The sequence below is a fragment of the Undibacterium sp. Xuan67W genome (assembly GCF_049340165.1).
Classification (GTDB): Bacteria; Pseudomonadota; Gammaproteobacteria; order Burkholderiales; family Burkholderiaceae_D; genus Undibacterium.
In genome coordinates this window covers 139,693-155,980 of record NZ_JBMPPN010000011.1, presented here as the reverse complement: position 1 = coordinate 155,980, position 16,288 = coordinate 139,693, and the positions used below count along the sequence as shown (strand labels likewise).

At 49.4% G+C, this 16,288-nt stretch carries 16 protein-coding genes; 2 read left to right on the top strand and 14 right to left on the bottom strand.

Going from position 1 to position 16,288, the window contains the following annotated elements; translation table 11 throughout:
* A partial coding sequence (locus ACO0LE_RS12030; protein ID WP_422958693.1) for an IS3 family transposase occupies window positions 1-97 on the top strand: 97 nt, incomplete at its 5' end.
* A gap of 109 nt (window positions 98-206) precedes the next feature.
* Here the strand turns inward: ACO0LE_RS12030 and ACO0LE_RS12025 are convergent.
* From ACO0LE_RS12025 to ACO0LE_RS11985, 9 genes are all read right to left on the bottom strand, one after another.
* A complete protein-coding gene (locus tag ACO0LE_RS12025; RefSeq protein ID WP_422960590.1) occupies window positions 207-431 on the bottom strand; it encodes a hypothetical protein in 225 nt (74 codons plus the stop codon).
* A 194-nt stretch (window positions 432-625) separates the two neighbouring features.
* Window positions 626-1,795 (bottom strand): ABC transporter permease subunit, encoded by a 1,170-nt coding sequence (locus tag ACO0LE_RS12020; RefSeq protein ID WP_422960589.1) that lies wholly within the window; start codon window positions 1,793-1,795, stop codon window positions 626-628.
* 200 nt (window positions 1,796-1,995) lie between these two features.
* Complete coding sequence (locus tag ACO0LE_RS12015) at window positions 1,996-2,616, bottom strand: helix-turn-helix domain-containing protein (RefSeq protein WP_422960588.1); 621 nt, start codon at window positions 2,614-2,616, stop codon at window positions 1,996-1,998.
* Between the two features lie 279 nt (window positions 2,617-2,895).
* The gene (locus tag ACO0LE_RS12010) at window positions 2,896-3,666 is read right to left on the bottom strand and encodes an enoyl-CoA hydratase (protein WP_422960587.1); all 771 of its coding nucleotides are present in this window, start codon (window positions 3,664-3,666) and stop codon (window positions 2,896-2,898) included.
* 392 nt (window positions 3,667-4,058) lie between these two features.
* Window positions 4,059-5,255: an acetyl-CoA C-acyltransferase gene (locus ACO0LE_RS12005; RefSeq protein ID WP_262835134.1), complete on the bottom strand. Its 1,197-nt coding sequence runs from the start codon at window positions 5,253-5,255 to the stop codon at window positions 4,059-4,061.
* Between the two features lie 14 nt (window positions 5,256-5,269).
* On the bottom strand, window positions 5,270-7,672 hold the full coding sequence (locus ACO0LE_RS12000; protein WP_422960586.1) for a 3-hydroxyacyl-CoA dehydrogenase NAD-binding domain-containing protein: 2,403 nt from the start codon (window positions 7,670-7,672) through the stop codon (window positions 5,270-5,272).
* Between the two features lie 183 nt (window positions 7,673-7,855).
* The gene (locus ACO0LE_RS11995; protein WP_422960585.1) at window positions 7,856-9,646 is read right to left on the bottom strand and encodes an acyl-CoA dehydrogenase C-terminal domain-containing protein; all 1,791 of its coding nucleotides are present in this window, start codon (window positions 9,644-9,646) and stop codon (window positions 7,856-7,858) included.
* Between the two features lie 114 nt (window positions 9,647-9,760).
* On the bottom strand, window positions 9,761-10,363 hold the full coding sequence (locus tag ACO0LE_RS11990) for a TetR/AcrR family transcriptional regulator (protein ID WP_422955868.1): 603 nt from the start codon (window positions 10,361-10,363) through the stop codon (window positions 9,761-9,763).
* Between the two features lie 218 nt (window positions 10,364-10,581).
* Complete coding sequence (locus ACO0LE_RS11985) at window positions 10,582-10,959, bottom strand: RNA-binding S4 domain-containing protein (RefSeq protein ID WP_422960584.1); 378 nt, start codon at window positions 10,957-10,959, stop codon at window positions 10,582-10,584.
* 222 nt (window positions 10,960-11,181) lie between these two features.
* Between ACO0LE_RS11985 and ACO0LE_RS11980 the strand changes: the two genes are divergently transcribed.
* Window positions 11,182-11,835, top strand: coding sequence for a TetR/AcrR family transcriptional regulator (locus ACO0LE_RS11980; RefSeq protein WP_422960583.1), 654 nt, complete (start codon window positions 11,182-11,184; stop codon window positions 11,833-11,835).
* A gap of 111 nt (window positions 11,836-11,946) precedes the next feature.
* On the opposite strand, the gene ACO0LE_RS11975 is transcribed toward ACO0LE_RS11980, so the two are convergent.
* The 5 genes from ACO0LE_RS11975 to ACO0LE_RS11955 form a co-directional block, all read right to left on the bottom strand.
* Window positions 11,947-12,777: a DUF429 domain-containing protein gene (locus ACO0LE_RS11975; protein WP_422960582.1), complete on the bottom strand. Its 831-nt coding sequence runs from the start codon at window positions 12,775-12,777 to the stop codon at window positions 11,947-11,949.
* A gap of 7 nt (window positions 12,778-12,784) precedes the next feature.
* On the bottom strand, window positions 12,785-13,951 hold the full coding sequence (locus tag ACO0LE_RS11970; RefSeq protein ID WP_422960581.1) for a phospholipase D-like domain-containing protein: 1,167 nt from the start codon (window positions 13,949-13,951) through the stop codon (window positions 12,785-12,787).
* A complete protein-coding gene (locus ACO0LE_RS11965) occupies window positions 13,944-14,747 on the bottom strand; it encodes an endonuclease/exonuclease/phosphatase family protein (RefSeq protein ID WP_422960580.1) in 804 nt (267 codons plus the stop codon). The genes ACO0LE_RS11970 and ACO0LE_RS11965 overlap by 8 nt, the downstream gene beginning before the upstream one ends.
* Window positions 14,748-14,780: 33 nt before the next feature.
* Entirely contained in the window at window positions 14,781-15,239 is a 459-nt protein-coding gene (gene nudB / locus ACO0LE_RS11960) for a dihydroneopterin triphosphate diphosphatase (protein WP_422960579.1), read from the bottom strand.
* A 103-nt stretch (window positions 15,240-15,342) separates the two neighbouring features.
* Window positions 15,343-16,158 (bottom strand): CsgG/HfaB family protein, encoded by an 816-nt coding sequence (locus ACO0LE_RS11955; protein ID WP_422960593.1) that lies wholly within the window; start codon window positions 16,156-16,158, stop codon window positions 15,343-15,345.
* Window positions 16,159-16,288 lie beyond the last annotated feature (130 nt).

Below are 16,288 nucleotides of genomic sequence, written 5' to 3'. Positions count from 1 at the left end.
TGATTACATCGAAGTGTTCTACAATCGCAAACGGCGACATAGTCATTTGAATCAGATGAGTCCCCTAGCTTTCGAGCAACAACAATTTGGAAGTTAAGAGTTGTCTACGAAATTAGGGGAAGTCCAGCCAACTACTATTGGCCCAGATTAAAAATTCTCCGAAACAATTCAGGTAGGTAATCTTAAATTAAATTTAACGAAGCCCCTTACAGCTCCTGTTCCGCCTCACTAACCGCCTTCTGCGCCGGCGACAACAAATAATCCAGCACACTACATTTGCCCTGATTACTTTCAGCCACCTTTTGCATCCCCAATCTCAGCAGCGTCATATGCCGCCACTGTCCGACAAGCAATGGTTGGGCGACGTCTGGTCTTACCAAATAGGCAGCTGCGCCACTGTAAGCAAGGGAAGTTAAATCAGAAAGTTGCATTTAGACTTCATGGTGAATCCTAAAAGGAACAAATAAATAAAGAAATTGAGGACGAAATCATTACAGCGTAAAACGCAAGCTCATCCAATTTTTGGTTGCATGAATGTACGCGATTTTTTGTTTCATGAGTATTCCAACAGTTATTGACGCGCTGCGCTCTCGCAAGTTATCGCGACTAAAAGATTACTGCCACCCTAATCCAAAGCATCCTCATGTCTTGGAGACGGCCACAAGCCTGCCGGTCGATTCAGCATAATTAATACCAAGGCCGAGCCAAGCAATAATTGACGTAACACTTCTGCGGGCATCAAAATCTGTCCGAATAAAACATGTTGTAGGGGATTAACAATGTGACGCAAGATCTCAGGTAGCACTGTGAGTATCAAGGCTCCTAATATTACGCCAGGAATGTGTCCCATCCCACCCAAAATCACCATGGACAGGACTGAAATCGACTCGGTTAGCGAGAATGACTCTGGCGATATATAGCCCTGAAATGAGGCAAACATTGCCCCTGCGACGCCACCAAAGGAAGCACCCATCGTGAATGCCAGCAGTTTGATTTTGCTGGTATTTATTCCCATCGCCCTGGCAGCAATTTCATCTTCTCGGATCGCAACAAAAGCGCGGCCTAGACGTGAATTTTCCAAGCGCACGGTTACAAAAATTATCCCGATGCACAGTGTTAAAAACAGAAAATAATAGGCATTTACTGACGGCATCGAAAAATTTCCCAAGTACACAGTGGCGTTAGAACCAGCCTCGCCGTGTAGCGATACGCCAAAAATCCGGATTGGATCGATCATGTTGATCCCTTTCGGGCCATCCGTGATGTTGACCGGGTCGTTGAAATTAATGATCAAGATACGGATAATTTCACCAAAACCGAGTGTCACGACTGTCAGATAATCGCCACGCAACTTTAGCGTCGGAGCACCGAGCAAAATGCCAAAAAACCCCGCCAATGCGGCACTCAGTGGAACGATAAACCACACAGACAAATGTATACCGTTTTGGGCGATTTCTGATCCGAAAACTACTATCAAGAAATTCCCGATAGCTGGGTAATGACTTACCAATGACTCCAGCACCACCGCAAATTGTGGTGACGCCAGCAAACCGCTCATATATGCGCCTAGCGCATAAAAAGCGATATACCCCATGTCAAGCAGGCCAGCAAATCCAACGACAATATTCAGCCCCAGCGCCAGCATAATATATAGGAGGGCAAAGTCCATTACCCGCACCCAGGAATTACCAAAGTTGGAGGCGATAAACGGAAAGATCACCATAACGATCCCGATCAAGGCCAGACGCGTATAAGTTTTTTGGGGATTACTGCTCGTATCAAAATAATTAGTCATGGCTAACCGGGTTCAAATCCAAAGAGCGGCATTCCATTTAGCGCAAAGTAATATTTGGTTTACTATCGTTTGCTTAATTAAGTCATTTTTTCTCTTACTGTTGAAAGCCTTTTCTGCTCGTAAGTAGTTTACTTATTACTGCCATCAAACTAAGTGCCCATCAGCTTGAATGCATTAACCGAACCAACGTGGGTATTCGATTATTCCGGGTGACAGCTAAGACTTGCATAGCGGGCAGCAACAGGGCCGGGACACCTAAAATGAGCCGCGCCACGCATATGAAATCGCAGGCAATCGCCCTGCATTAAGCGATATTCCGTACCATCTATTTTCAATTCAAGTACGCCATCCAGCATCCACAGATGTTGTTCTGTGCCATACACGATAGGAGCATCGTAGGTAACAACGCCACCCACTGGTAGCACGATCTCGACCATCTCTATTTTAAAATCGCGCGACGGAGGAGAAATAATTCGCCGATGAAAACCGGATTCTGGGTCAACCCAAATTGGCTGTGAACTATAAGGAATAAAGCTTGCCAGTTGCGGCTCAACGCCTGCGAGTAGTCGTGACATGCTGATCCCGTAAACCGCGCATAACTTACCAAGTAAGCTTGCCGTCGGGCTGGTTTCTCCACGCTCAAGGCGCGATAAGGTAGCACGACTAATGCCACTCGCAACGGCAAGTCCGTCGAGTGAATGGTTGTGCTCAGTTCGCAAACTAGCGAGCCGGAGCGCAAGTCGCATATCCATCGCGCTAAGCAATTCCGAGGCAGTTGGCTCTGGAACAGAGGTAAAAGTGTTGGCGGTTTTATTTCTCATATTTGAGAATATAATTCAAATATGAGAAATAAACCAACATTTTTAATGTATAAGCTGACAATCCCAATTTTGTTTATAAAACCTACATTGAGATAAATGTGCTTGGACTTAGAATAAATTCTTATACAAGCACGCCGGGACTCTATGAAATCCTGGCGACATACGCATCAAAAATAGTCAATGATGCAGATAAGTTTAATTTTTTCGCATAAAAAAGTCCGCGATCATGCGGACTTTCGAGCAAACACTGCCATCTCTTACGAAACAGCCACCATTAGATCAAGAAAACTGTGAGAAGTCAGGTTTACGCTTTTGGAAAAACGCCATGAATGCTTCTTTGGCTTCTGGTGCTGTCAGCATTGTGCGGAAGTATTTATTTTCTTCACCCATCTTAGCGATAATGGCCTCGTGCTGATTGCCTTTCATTAAACGCTTGGTTGCACGAATGGACGCTGCCGGCAAGGCGACTAATTTAGCGGCTTGTTTCTGTGCGTATGGCAGCAATTCTTCCAAAGGCAATACCTTGTTGACGAAGCCGATCTCATAGGCTTCTTGAGCGCTGAATGCTTCGCCTAACATTAATTTTTCTGCTGCACGCTGGTAGCCAACGATTTGCTGGAAAATCAGGCTGGACGCGAATTCAGGGCACAAACCTAACTGGGTGAATGGCATTGACAGTTTGGCGTTATCGGCCAGATACACCATGTCGCAATGCATGAGCAGGGTCGTGCCGATACCGACTGCGGCACCAGAGACTGCGGCGATTACTGGTTTGCTGGTGTGACTCAATGCATGCATGAATTGATAAACGGACGGCACGCCTTGTTGCTCTGCGGTGGCGTTTTTCATGAAATCTTCGAGGTCGTTACCGGCAGTAAAAATCTCGGGCCTGCCGCTAATCAGGATTGCGCGTACGGCAGTATTGTCTTCTGCCGCGGTAATTGCGTCCGCCATCGCCTGATACATCACGGTGGTGATGGCATTTTTCTTTTCCGGACGATTAAAGGTAATCGTCAAAACGCCATTATCTATTTGGGTCAAAATATCCATGTGATCTCCTGAGTTTTGATTAAATTTATGCTGTACAGATTATGCTGGAATTTGCTGAATCAAGCTGACTATCCATTTTTAGCTTGATTGATCAATAAAAAACCGCACAGAAAATTTCATATGCGGTTTTTTGTTTGCATCGGGATTTGGAAATGCTGAGGCAGCGTACCGAGCGACTCAAGGTTCAGTTGAGAAGCGCAGCCGCACGAAAGTACGGTGAGCATCGCCGACTGAAGTTTACGTCGCGCAGTAGCTGAATCAGAGTAGCGGAAGCTTTGAGTAAGCGTAGCGAGCTGCTCAAGATTTAATCGAAAAGCGCAGGCGTACTTTAGTACGTTGAGCATCGCAGGTTAAAGATTGAGTTGCGCAGTAGCTTAATCAAAGTCTTCCATTTACATACGTTCGAAAATGCCTGCTGCCCCCATACCGGTACCAACACACATCGTCACCATACCGTACTTCAGGTTATTACGATGCAAAGCGTGGATCGTGGTAGCAGAGCGGATCGCGCCGGTCGCGCCCAATGGATGGCCGAGAGCAATAGCACCGCCCATAGGATTGACTTTGGCTGGATCGAGACCGAGATCTTGTACGACTGCCAGCGACTGCGCTGCAAAAGCTTCGTTCAATTCAAACCAGTCGATTTGATCTTGAGTAATGCCAGCAGCACGGCATGCTGCCGGGATCGCTTCTTTAGGGCCGATACCCATGATTTCTGGTGGTACACCGCGCACTGCAAAGGAAGCAAAACGTGCTAGCGGAGTCAGGTTGAATTGCTTCAAAATCTTTTCACTAACTAGGATCAGTGCGCCAGCGCCGTCAGAGGTTTGCGAGCTATTACCGGCAGTCACACTACCTTTGTTTGCGAATACCGGTTTCAGACGAGCCAGACCTTCCAGGGAGGTATCTGGACGTGCACCTTCGTCACGGCTGACGGTACGGGTTTTTAATTCGATTTCGCCAGTCAACAGATTTGGTACGCGGTCAATGATGTCAACGGAAGTTGTTTCCGCATCAAAATATCCGGCGTTTTGGGCAGCGATGGCACGTTGATGAGATTGCAGGGCAAACGCATCTTGCGCTTCACGCGAGACTTTCCATTGTTGGGCGACCTTTTCTGCTGTCAGACCCATGCCGTAGGCCATGCCGACGTTTTCGTCTTTCAGAATCGCCATGTTCATGGATGGGTTGTTACCCATCATTGGTACCATCGACATTGATTCAACACCGCCTGCGATCATGACATCAGCCTGACCAACGCGGATACGATCTGCGGCCATTGCCACTGCTGTGATACCAGATGCGCAATAACGATTGATGGTGACGCCACCAATCGTATTAGGTAAACCTGCCAGCAAGACACCCATACGAGCGAGGTTCAAGCCTTGCGGACCTTCAGGGAAGGAGCAACCAATGATTGCGTCTTCTGCGAGTTTTGGATCGAGATTCGGTACCTGAGCAAACGCCGATTGCAATACGCGCACCAGCAAATCATCAGGGCGAGTGTTGCGGAACATACCGCGACCAGATTTTCCGATCGGGGTACGGGTTGCTGAGACGATGTAAGCGTCTTGAAGTTGTTTAGTCATGTTGTGTACTCCGATTAGTTTCTAACTGGCTTGCCAGTTTGCATCATGCCCATGATCCGCTCTTGCGTTTTTGGATGGTTCAATAATTCCATAAACGCTTTGCGCTCCAGGTCGAGCAACCATTGTTCGCTGACCAGACTACCGTTGTCGATGTCGCCACCACTGACTACTTCGGCGATCATCTTGCCGAGCTTGTAATCATGTGCAGAGATGAAACCACCATCACGCATATTGATCAGTTGCGCAGCAATCGATGCGATGCCATGACGACCAGTCACTGGCACTAACTTACGCATTGGTGCGCGGTAGCCTGCATCAAACATGGCGCGTGCTTCAACTTTAGCTACATGCAGCAATTCGTAGGCATTGAACACAATTACGTCGTCTTGTGACAGGTAACCCATTTTTTGCGCTTCCAATGCGGACTTGGATACGGCAGCTGTCGCGGCATTGGTAAAGTAGTTCTTCAAAAATTGCAGCAGGTCAGTACCTTTGGCATCGGCCGCAGCGCGAACTGCGGCTTCTTTCAAACCGCCACCGCCAGGAACCAAGCCCACACCGACTTCCACGAGGCCGATATACGATTCAATGGACGCTACACGTTTTGCTGCGTGCATCATCAGCTCACAACCACCACCCAGTGCCAGACCGGCAACCGCAGCGACGACGGGAACATTGGCGTATTTCAGGCCTTGATGCGCTTGTTGCAAACGCGAGATCGCTGGCTCGATGGCCTTAACGCCGCCAGACATAAACAATGGCAACATCGCTTGCAAATCAGCACCGGCGGAGAACGCACCACCTTCGGCTGCATCCGCATTCCAGATCACCAGACCTTTGTAATTCTTCTCGGCTTCGGCAATCGCTTTTTCCATGCCTTCAATGACACCAGGACCAATCACGTGCATCTTGGTTTTCATGGACAAGATCAGTACGTCATCGCGCTGCTCATCGGTACCTTGGTGCCAGATACGAACGGAGTCATCTTCGAAGAAAGTCGTGCCGGCGGTTGCACCAGTCGGCGCACCAGCGCCCAATACAGGAGCACGGAAAGCCTGACGGTCATAAACAGCAAGAGAAGAGCGCGGGACATAAGTGCTGTTTGCCGCGGACCAGGAACCTTCAGCAGTGTGTACGCCAGTACGTCCATCAAATACCCAGGCTGGCAACGGTGCATTACACAATGCTTTACCCGCATCGATATCTTCTTTGACCCAACCAGCAACTTCTTGCCAGCCAGATGCTTGCCATGTCTCGAACGGACCGACATTCCAACCGAAGCCCCAACGCATCGCGAAATCGATATCGCGCGCATTGTCGGCAATAGTGGCGCCATGCACAGCGATGTAGTGGAAAGCATCGCGGAAAATCGCCCACAGGAACTGCGCCTGTACATTGGTCGATTCGCGCAAGGTCTTCATTTTCTTGACCGGATCTTTTTCTTTCAGCATGCGGGCAACGACGTCATCCGCCTTTGCACCACCAGTTACATACTGTGCTGTAGCGAAATCGAGGCGCTGAATATCTTTGCCTACTTTTTTATAGAAACCTGCGCCAGTTTTGGAACCCAGTGCACCAGCGGCAACCAGTTTCGCTAATACATCTGGTGTTTTGTAGACAGCAAAGAATGGATCATCGGATAAGTTGTCTTGCATCGTTTTGATGACATGACCCATGGTATCCAGACCAACAACGTCGGCGGTACGGAAAGTACCGGAGGAAGCGCGACCGAGTTTTTTACCAGTAAGATCATCGACCACGTCAACGGACAGGCCGAATTTTTCTGCTTCATAAATGGTGGCGAGCATGCCGAAGATACCAACTCGGTTAGCGATGAAGTTCGGTGTATCTTTAGCCCGTACAACGCCTTTACCCAATGACGTAGTCAGGAAACCTTCGAGCTGATCGATGATTTCTGGACGAGTCGATACCGTTGGGATCAATTCAACCAGGTGCATGTAGCGCGGTGGATTAAAGAAATGCACGCCGCAGAATCGGGCTTTCAGTTCAGACTCGAACCCTTCAGACAGTGCCGTAATTGACAAGCCGGATGTGTTTGACGCGAAGATCGCATTTGGCGCAATGTACGGTGAGACTTTCTTGTAGAGATCATGCTTCCAGTCCATGCGTTCTGCGATCGCTTCAATAATCAGATCGCAGCCTTTAAGCAATTCCAGGTTGTCTTCGTAATTAGCAACTTCAATTAAAGCAGCGTCGTCTTTATTACCGAGCGGTGCAGGATTGAGTTTTTTCAGATTCTCGATGGCACGCAAAACGATACCGTTTTTCGGGCCTTCTTTGGCTGGCAAATCAAATAGGATGACGGGTACTTTTGCGTTGACGCAGTGCGCAGCAATTTGCGCACCCATCACACCGGCACCAAGAACGGCGACTTTTTTAACGATGAAATTGGTCATTTTTAACCTCATGTGGAATTCGTAGAACAACGAAAAGCAATTTCTTTGTGCCCTCTCTCAATGACGAGAGAGACTTAGATCTCGCAGGGTGCGCCGTGCGCACCGTTTGAAATGGAAGAAAGGCGTAAAGGTGCACATGTTAAGAGCTACTGAATGTACACCCCACGCCTGCTCAGTATTTCATCAGAACAAATCAGCTTCGAGCGATAGCAGATTTGCAGAACCAGAACGTGCTTGACGAATCAGCATCGCTGTCTCTGGATACAAGCGGGCGAAGTAAAAACGAATTGTCGCTAATTTTGCTTTGTAGAAGGTATCGCCGGAATCTTGTTTTTCCAGAGCGATTTTTGCCATCTGTGCGAAGAAATAGCTGTACACCATATGACCGACAACACGCAGGTACGGGACAGCAGCAGCGCCAACTTCATCTGGATTCTGGAACGCCTTCATACCGATTTCCATGGTCAGCTTAGTGACCTTATCGCCCAACTCAGCTAACGGCGTAACGAACTCACACATTGCTTCATTTGTCCCGTTGGCTTCAACAAACGCCTGTACTTTCGCGCCAAATTTACGTAGTTTCGCACCGTTATCGCCCAAGATTTTACGGCCTAACAAATCCAACGACTGGATTGTATTAGTACCTTCGTAAATCATATTGATCCGTGAATCACGTACATATTGTTCCATGCCCCATTCAGCGATAAAGCCATGGCCGCCATACACCTGCATACATTCGGATGTCGCAGTCCATGCGTTGTCGGTAATGAACGCTTTGACGATTGGAGTCAGCAATGCGACTTCGTCAGCGCATTCTTTGCGTACTTCTTCATCCGGATGATTTAGTTCTTTGTCCAATTGCAGCGCTACGTAAGAACAGAATGCGCGAGCACCTTCTGCGTAGGCTTTGGCAGTCAACAACATACGACGTACATCGGCATGCACGATGATCGGATCAGCTGGTTTGTCTGGCGCTTTAACACCCGAGAGGCTGCGCATTTGCAGGCGGTCTTTTGCGTAGACTAGGGCATTTTGGTAAGCGATTTCAGTCAAGCCCAGGGATTGCATACCAACACCCAGACGTGCTGCATTCATCATAACGAACATGGCATTGAGGCCTTTATTTGGCTGACCGATCAACCAGCCTTTTGCACCGTCCATATTCATCTGGCAAGTTGAATTGCCGTGGATGCCCATTTTTTCTTCAATCGCGCCGCAAAAAATTGGATTGCGCGCACCAACGCTACCATCCACATTTGGCAAAAATTTAGGGACGATAAACAGGGAAATACCTTTGGAACCTTCTGGAGCGCCAGGCAAACGTGCAAGCACCAGATGAACGATGTTATCAACCATATCGTGTTCACCAGCGGAGATAAAAATCTTCGCGCCAGAGATCACGTAGGAGCCATCAGCTTGTGGCTCTGCTTTAGAACGCAGCATGCCAAGGTCAGTGCCGCAATGTGGCTCAGTCAGGCACATCGTGCCTGTCCACTCGCCGCTGATCAGTTTTGGCAAGTACAAATCTTTTTGTTCTTGGGTGCCGTGTTCGTGGATACATTCGTAAGCGCCATGTGACAACCCAGGGTACATAGTCCACGCCTGGTTGGCAGAATTCATCATTTCATAGAATGAGTTATTCAATACCAGCGGCAAGCCTTGACCACCGAATTCAGGATCGCATGAGAGTGCTGGCCAGCCCGCTTCTATGTATTGTTTGTAGGCTTCTTTAAAGCCTTTTGGTGTCGTCACAGCGTGCGTTGTTTTGTCGTGATGACAGCCTTCGCGATCGCCGGAATGGTTCAACGGGAACAGCACTTGCGACGTAAATTTGCCGCCTTCTTCCAGCACTTGATTGATGATATCGGCATCAATTTCCTCGTATTTTGGCAAATGCTTTAATTCGCCTTCTACGGCTAACAGTTCATGCAGAACGAACTGCATATCACGCAAGGGAGCGACGTATTGACCCATGATTTTCTCCTGAAGGCTAAAAATAAAACAAAATTAAGACGGGGGTGTGACAAATTATCTGGTGTTCTTTTACGCCTGCGTCCGACCTGCTTTCAATGCATTTTTCAACACTGACTAAGCGATGACCGATTCTGGCGCATAACATTCGATCAATCGTTCAAAACCTGCTTCTGCGCGCTCAACACTGCCCGGTTTGCGCAAAAAACGCGCATCGTGGTGTAACGCCAGAATCAGTCCATACATTTCATACACGATCTGTTCAGAGTCAACATCATGGTGCAAATGCCCAAGCTGAATTGCCTGAGTCGCAGCACGGCGCAACGCGCCCTGCCATGCATGCACCATACCGACCAGCTCATCGCGGATCGGGCCCTGACGGTCATCGTATTCCGCCGCGCCACTGATATAGATGCAACCAGAAGCAATTTCAACGGTGACACGTTTCACCCAAAGGGCAAACATCGACTGCAAACGGGGCAAGCCACGCTCTTCTTTCATACTTGGATAAAACACTTCTTGCTCGAAATGGTGGTGATACAGCTTCAACACCTCAATCTGCAAATCTTCACGCGAACCAAAATGGGCGAACACGCCGGACTTGCTCATATTCATTTTGTCAGCCAGCAAGCCGATGGTTAAACCCTCGATACCATCACGGCTGGCTGCATCCAGTGCAACATCCAGAATGGCGGCGCGGGTTAGCTCGCCTTTACGCATGAATTTCGATGTCATATTCATAATACATTTAATCGTGTTGAAATGATTCATGTTTGCACAGATTTGATGCAAACATGTGAATTAATCGAACGCTCGTACTATTAAGCACGGCGCACTAAAAGTCAAACCAGAAAGCGCCTTTAGAGGAGAGTATCTATTTAGAGGCTCACTTACTTGAACCGCTTTGAAGCACGCACTGCTGCCTCGTTCTACTTTCTTTAGCTTCTACTAAAATCAAGCAACCGCCGGTCGCGCTTGGTCGGGCGACCGCTAAGCGCTGCACTCGGCTCCTTAAAATATTTTTTATCTTGTGCCGACTTAGCCCGATGTTCCGCGCTGGCAGCAGTTTCCTGATACATGGTTTGAGCAACGCTGGCGGAACCGCGTACATCCGATATTCGCAGAACCTCAATTACCCAGATCTGATCGGCATGATGAATCTCCAGCACATCGCCAGACTTGACGCTGTGCGCGGGTTTGACCCGTTGTTCATTCTGAAGCACGCGTCCCAATTCAACCGCGTTAGTGGCGAGCGTGCGTGTTTTAAAAAATCTGGCGGCCCAGAGCCACTTATCGATACGGATGGAGTCAGTCATTTGTCCCGAATGGCGAACGGCAGCAGAACTGCGCGCCGAGTTTTAATACGTTCATTCTATTTTCTTGCAATGTATTTCAGCCCCATGACAAACACAAGATATTTATAAAACATGCTGCCTGGTTTGCACAGATCGGGGGCAAATGCTGCGGCGCGCATAGACAAATACTTGTACGGTCGTACAATCAGCGCACCAAGCAATTGCTTTCTACCCTATCGTACTATGAGCTCATTGGATGATTTAAGCGGACGAAAGCGCGCGATCCTGATCGCCGCCGAGAAGTGCTTTGCAGAACAAAGTTACCAGGGTGTATCGATCCGCGATATCGCCCATGAGGCTAATGTGCCCGTCGCCTTGGTGGGTTACTACTTCGGCGCCAAGAATGAGTTGTATCACGCAATCTATGAGCATCATAGCGGCTATATTGCGGAGCGCTTATCGGAGCTGCGGCGTGCGCGCCTGCATACTGATCCGGCGATCGCTCTCAATGCAATTATCGCGGCATTTATCAGTCCGGTACTTAAGCTCAATGAACAGGATCACGGGGTGAATTTTTCACGGATCGTGATGCGGGGCGTGGTTGACCGGCATGAGGCAAGTGACAGGATTACCCGCGAATTCTACGATCCGATGGCACGCGAATTCATTGACGCATTGAGCGGGGCGTTACCGTCTGCGCCGAGAGACACGGTGTTCTGGTGCTATCAATTTGCCTTAGGTGCCCTACTGCATCACGTAGTGGATACGCGGATGGAACGCCTGTCGGAAGGCCTCTGCCCTGCGCGCAATGCCGAGGTTGCAATACCCCATTTGCTACGCTTCATTACCGCGGGAATTTTGGCAGCGGCGCAGACAGGGCAAACTGCTCAGATATAGACGCGCACGGATACTCCCCCTATTTTTACTAAAAATATCCCTAATCCGCTTATTTTGCCTAGGTTATTAAAATATACTAGGTAGTAGTATCGTATTTACACTTCTATCAAATCACGCTTGTTCAGGGGCATTCACATCTGCACCAACGATCCAACCTTCCAGCGGGTCGAAGGCAGGCAAGCCAAAATTTTCATCGCGTCGCTGCCATCCCCACGCCGCCAGAACAGCACACAACAAGGCATCCAGCAAATCCCCGCTACCATCATCGAGCAGGGACTGGCGAAACTCAGCGCAGTCCACAGTAATACCCCAAGGGGTAGCGCCGCGTTCAAGTGCGGCGATGATGGATCGTCTTGCCTCGAGGCGTTCCGGCGTTTGTTTGCGCCGGTCATCACTCTTGTACGATGCAGAGGTGATGCTGCGCGCCAGCATTCCGGGATATGCCTCCAGTGCGATCCTGGAATCGGGCTGGGCATTGCCGTACATACCTGGCAAAACCAGTCCGCTACGCAGCAGACGTGGCGCACCTGCATGCAGCATGTAGGCCACTGGTGGGTTCACCCACTTCATGGAAGGCGAGGAACGTGCGGGCTTATCAGTGACGCGATGGGCGAATTTACTGCCAGCGGGTCTGGCGTCGCAAAATGCCTTAAACAACTCGCGCATGCCGGCGCGTGAAATGCCGTTTAGCTGCTGCATCAACGCTGGCCAATCCTGTGGCCAACCGAGATGCACAATCAATTCACGCGGCAATGAAAACGGCAGATCAAAACCCGCAACCCAAGGACCGGGGCGCATCAGCCAGTCATCAAATGCGGCGAAGTCATCCAGCACCGCCAACGATTGCAATACCAGAGTTTCATCGCGCAACACTGCACCCGCAACCGTAATTCCCTTACGCTTGCTGGGCGCTGAGGTAAAGTCAACGCCATACAGTCTCATGACGGTCTCATGAGGTATAGCTACCGAAGGTGACGACCCGCATCAGGAAACGGTAAATAAAATACGCAATGCCATACCAGACACGCTTGTACCAAGGATAGTTGGCATAATCTTCGGCGACCACGGTGACACCGTCTGCAATCCCCTGTTCCAGATGCCCGATCAATTGCTTGGCAAATTCCTGATCACGGATAACGATATTCGCCTCTTGATTCAGGAACAAGCTGAGCCCATCAAAATTACTCGATCCTACGGTGGCCCAGTCATGATCAATCACAGCGACTTTGGCATGCAACTGCGTCTTGCGATACTCGACAATATTAACGCCATGCTGCAGCAGTTTAGGATAAAAAGAATGGGTGACTGCGTCCTGCAACTTGAACTGACCGACACCAATCAACAGTGTGACATCCACGCCGCGACTGGCAGCCGAAATCAGTGCGGTACGCAGCTTGCGACCTGGTGCGAAATACGGATTAGCGAGAATCGCGCGTTTTCTTGCCAGACCAAGCGCCTGTAAATACGCGCGCTGTATTGTGACGCGATTACGCAGATTGTCCCGCACAACATAACTCGCCAGCATGGCCTGATGCGAACTGGAGTGAATATCTTGACGCAGATGACGCATGAGCTGAAAACGTGATTTTAAATTCAAGCGCCCAAGGCGCATCCATTGCGCACACACCTCCAGATGGATATGAGGCACCAGCGGTCCCACAATATGTACGGCAAAATCCCAGCGTGGAAACTGGAGCACCTGTCCGGAGCCGTCGTCGGCAATCAAATCATCAATAACATTCAAGCCGCCAACCAAAGCGCAGCGCTGATCAATCACACAAATTTTTCGGTGAGTCCGTGCCAGACCACGCTTGAACCAGGGATTAAAATTGCGACACTGTATGCCTTGTTGCAGCATGCTGGCCACCAGCAGCTCAGACTGTTTTCCACCACTCCCCAGCCAGTCAACAATCACCCGGACGATAACGCCACGGGAGACCGCACGCCCCAGTGCCTGCTGCACCTGAAGCGCCGTCGCGTCATGGGTAAAGATGTAGGTCTCTAGATAAATTTCCTGATTGGCACGATCAATTTCAACGATCAGCGCGGAGAAATACTCATCGCCGCAAAATAGTAAGCGAATCTGATTTCCGGCGACAAACTGAAGCTTACGCATGATCCGAAATCACAGGGGCAAGAAACTCCAGTGTCGCAACGATAGGCACATGGTCCGATAATTTATTCCATGGCGCACCCGACAACACCTGCGCCTGCTGTACCGCAAAACCTCGTACATAAACGCGATCCAGACTCAACCAAGGTAAGCCGGCAGGAAAGGTACGGCCGGTTTTAATCGTATTTTTACGTAATGGAAGCAATGAGTGAAACGCGCGGGCCTGCCCATCGTCAAACACTTCTCTGACGCCGAGATGTTCGTACAGGCTGGTACTCAAATGATTGCGCCAGTCATTAAAATCACCGGCGATAATCAAGGGGGCATCGGGTGGCAGGCTATTTTGTATCTCCGTAATCAATGCCTGCACCTGACGGCGGCGACTGGCGGCAAATAATCCCAGATGGATCACAAAGCAATGAATATCCCCAGCAGGCGCCTTGATGACAGAGTGCAGGATGCCGCGCTGCTCATACGCATGGTCGGATACATCATGATTGGTCGATGCGGCAATCGCATAACGGCTGAGCAAAGCATTCCCATGATGGCCGTGATCATAAACTGCATTCATACCATAGCTGGAATGATGTGAATCACCCGCCAAAAAATCATGCTGCGATTGTCCCGGCCAGTGCGGATGACGGATCGCGTGAAGGTCATGCTGCCCCTGGACTTCCTGCAAAAAAATCAGATCCGCGTCCAATAAATCAATCGCTTCTTTGATTGCATGAATGCGGGCACGCCGTCCAAACGCGCTAACCCCTTTATGAATATTGTAGGTGGCAATGCGCAGTTTCATGGAGCTTCCGGTGATTGATGAATAATTGGTGAGTTATTGATGAACGGGTATCAGCATGGCAGGCAATTGCAAAATTGCCTCAGCATTCGACGCCGAAAAACATGCGTCAGCTGCGTCACGATAAGGCAACCATTTGTATTGCAAATGCTCACGTGGAGCGAGCTTTACAGGGACATGTCGCGATACACACAAACCAAATACGTGCTCCGTATTTTGCGTCACACAAGGTGCATAGCGATGACGCCAGACAGGATAAATTTCGTAGATATTGGAGAGCTGCCAGTCACTGAGGATAAATGCATTCGCATCAATCCCGGTTTCTTCCATGACTTCACGGATGGCGGTCTCCCGCAATGCCTCATCCAGACTATCTTTAGACCCCGTGACGGACTGCCAGAACCCTGGCCGGTCAGCACGCTCCATCAACAGCACTTCGAGGTCTGTCGTATAAATCACCACTAATACGGAAACAGGAATTTTAAATTCACTCATTACTTTTTTGTCTGTATTTGTCGATCCCTAATGATACGCGCAAATGCAGACAGCCAATGTCCTGACCCGGAGTAAACGACGCCTTAGCGTCTTAGTGAGTCGATTAGTGCTTGCTACCAGACTTGACAGGAACCGGTGGCGGCAAATCTTTAGCTTGCAATTGCTGAACTTGCGTAACGAGCTTGTTATGCGCATCCAGAAACGCTGCGACAATCACCTTCGCCTCATTGGTATTACTCCAGCCGGCGCCAAGACCCCCTCCTGCACCGCCAAAGCTAAAACCTCCCAGACCCAGATCCGTTGTCTTGGCAGAGCCAGTTGATGCAGCGAGCTGCTCGGTTGTCTCATTATCTGTCAGTAATAATGCGACCTGAGCTTCTTTAAAACTGACTTTCTCAGCGAGTCCGGTGAAGTTACGTAAAAACGGAATCATTGCCATGATCGCTTCGACAGTACCACCTGCATGATTTTCAGAAAACGTCAGACTTGGTGTTAAGGAATATTGCGCTTCGTAGCCCTTGCCTTTTGACACAGTAGAATTTTTGCGGATGATGCCCTGATCTTGCAACTCCTGCTCTTTGATGACCGCCTTCAATCCGGCTGAGCGATCGACGACACGGAAGCAGCCACTCTGCTGCGCGAGCAAGCGAATCAGCGGCACGGGCGACGCCGGAAGATTATATTGGGTCTGTACGGTATAACCATTAGGATTTTCGATCAACGCCATAGTCGCTACCGGCGCATCACACTTCACCAGACTTTTGCTCGCAGCAGTCGCACCGGCAGGGCCTGCGGCACCGGTGACAACAGTACTCCCCTCACCCAGCTCGGTTTTCTTTTCTCCACAAGCGCTGAGCAGGATGCCCGATACGATCAGTGGAATCCACAGGTTTTTATTGCCAGTCGCTTTATTGAACATCATAAAATTACTCTCTAAGGACATTAAAAATAATTGCCATAATTTACACGATTTTAAATTGTGCGACACAACAAAGATGTAACTGCCGTAACAATTCACATCCTGTGCGCACTCGACAATCAGGCGCATC

Excerpts from the sequence above, each read along its gene's own strand:
- ACO0LE_RS11955 (WP_422960593.1), bottom strand. The coding sequence starts at position 16,158 with ATGTTCAATAAAGCGACTGGCAATAAAAACCTGTGGATTCCACTGATC.
- ACO0LE_RS11975 (WP_422960582.1), bottom strand. The coding sequence starts at position 12,777 with ATGAGACTGTATGGCGTTGACTTTACCTCAGCGCCCAGCAAGCGTAAG.
- ACO0LE_RS12015 (WP_422960588.1), bottom strand. The coding sequence starts at position 2,616 with ATGAGAAATAAAACCGCCAACACTTTTACCTCTGTTCCAGAGCCAACT.
- ACO0LE_RS12000 (WP_422960586.1), bottom strand. The coding sequence starts at position 7,672 with ATGACCAATTTCATCGTTAAAAAAGTCGCCGTTCTTGGTGCCGGTGTG.
- ACO0LE_RS11970 (WP_422960581.1), bottom strand. The coding sequence starts at position 13,951 with ATGCGTAAGCTTCAGTTTGTCGCCGGAAATCAGATTCGCTTACTATTT.
- ACO0LE_RS12010 (WP_422960587.1), bottom strand. The coding sequence starts at position 3,666 with ATGGATATTTTGACCCAAATAGATAATGGCGTTTTGACGATTACCTTT.
- ACO0LE_RS11990 (WP_422955868.1), bottom strand. The coding sequence starts at position 10,363 with ATGCGTAAAGGCGAGCTAACCCGCGCCGCCATTCTGGATGTTGCACTG.
- ACO0LE_RS11965 (WP_422960580.1), bottom strand. The coding sequence starts at position 14,747 with ATGAAACTGCGCATTGCCACCTACAATATTCATAAAGGGGTTAGCGCG.
- ACO0LE_RS11985 (WP_422960584.1), bottom strand. The coding sequence starts at position 10,959 with ATGACTGACTCCATCCGTATCGATAAGTGGCTCTGGGCCGCCAGATTT.
- ACO0LE_RS11980 (WP_422960583.1), top strand. The coding sequence starts at position 11,182 with ATGAGCTCATTGGATGATTTAAGCGGACGAAAGCGCGCGATCCTGATC.
- ACO0LE_RS12005 (WP_262835134.1), bottom strand. The coding sequence starts at position 5,255 with ATGACTAAACAACTTCAAGACGCTTACATCGTCTCAGCAACCCGTACC.
- ACO0LE_RS12025 (WP_422960590.1), bottom strand. The coding sequence starts at position 431 with ATGCAACTTTCTGATTTAACTTCCCTTGCTTACAGTGGCGCAGCTGCC.
- ACO0LE_RS12020 (WP_422960589.1), bottom strand. The coding sequence starts at position 1,795 with ATGACTAATTATTTTGATACGAGCAGTAATCCCCAAAAAACTTATACG.
- nudB (WP_422960579.1), bottom strand. The coding sequence starts at position 15,239 with ATGAGTGAATTTAAAATTCCTGTTTCCGTATTAGTGGTGATTTATACG.
- ACO0LE_RS11995 (WP_422960585.1), bottom strand. The coding sequence starts at position 9,646 with ATGGGTCAATACGTCGCTCCCTTGCGTGATATGCAGTTCGTTCTGCAT.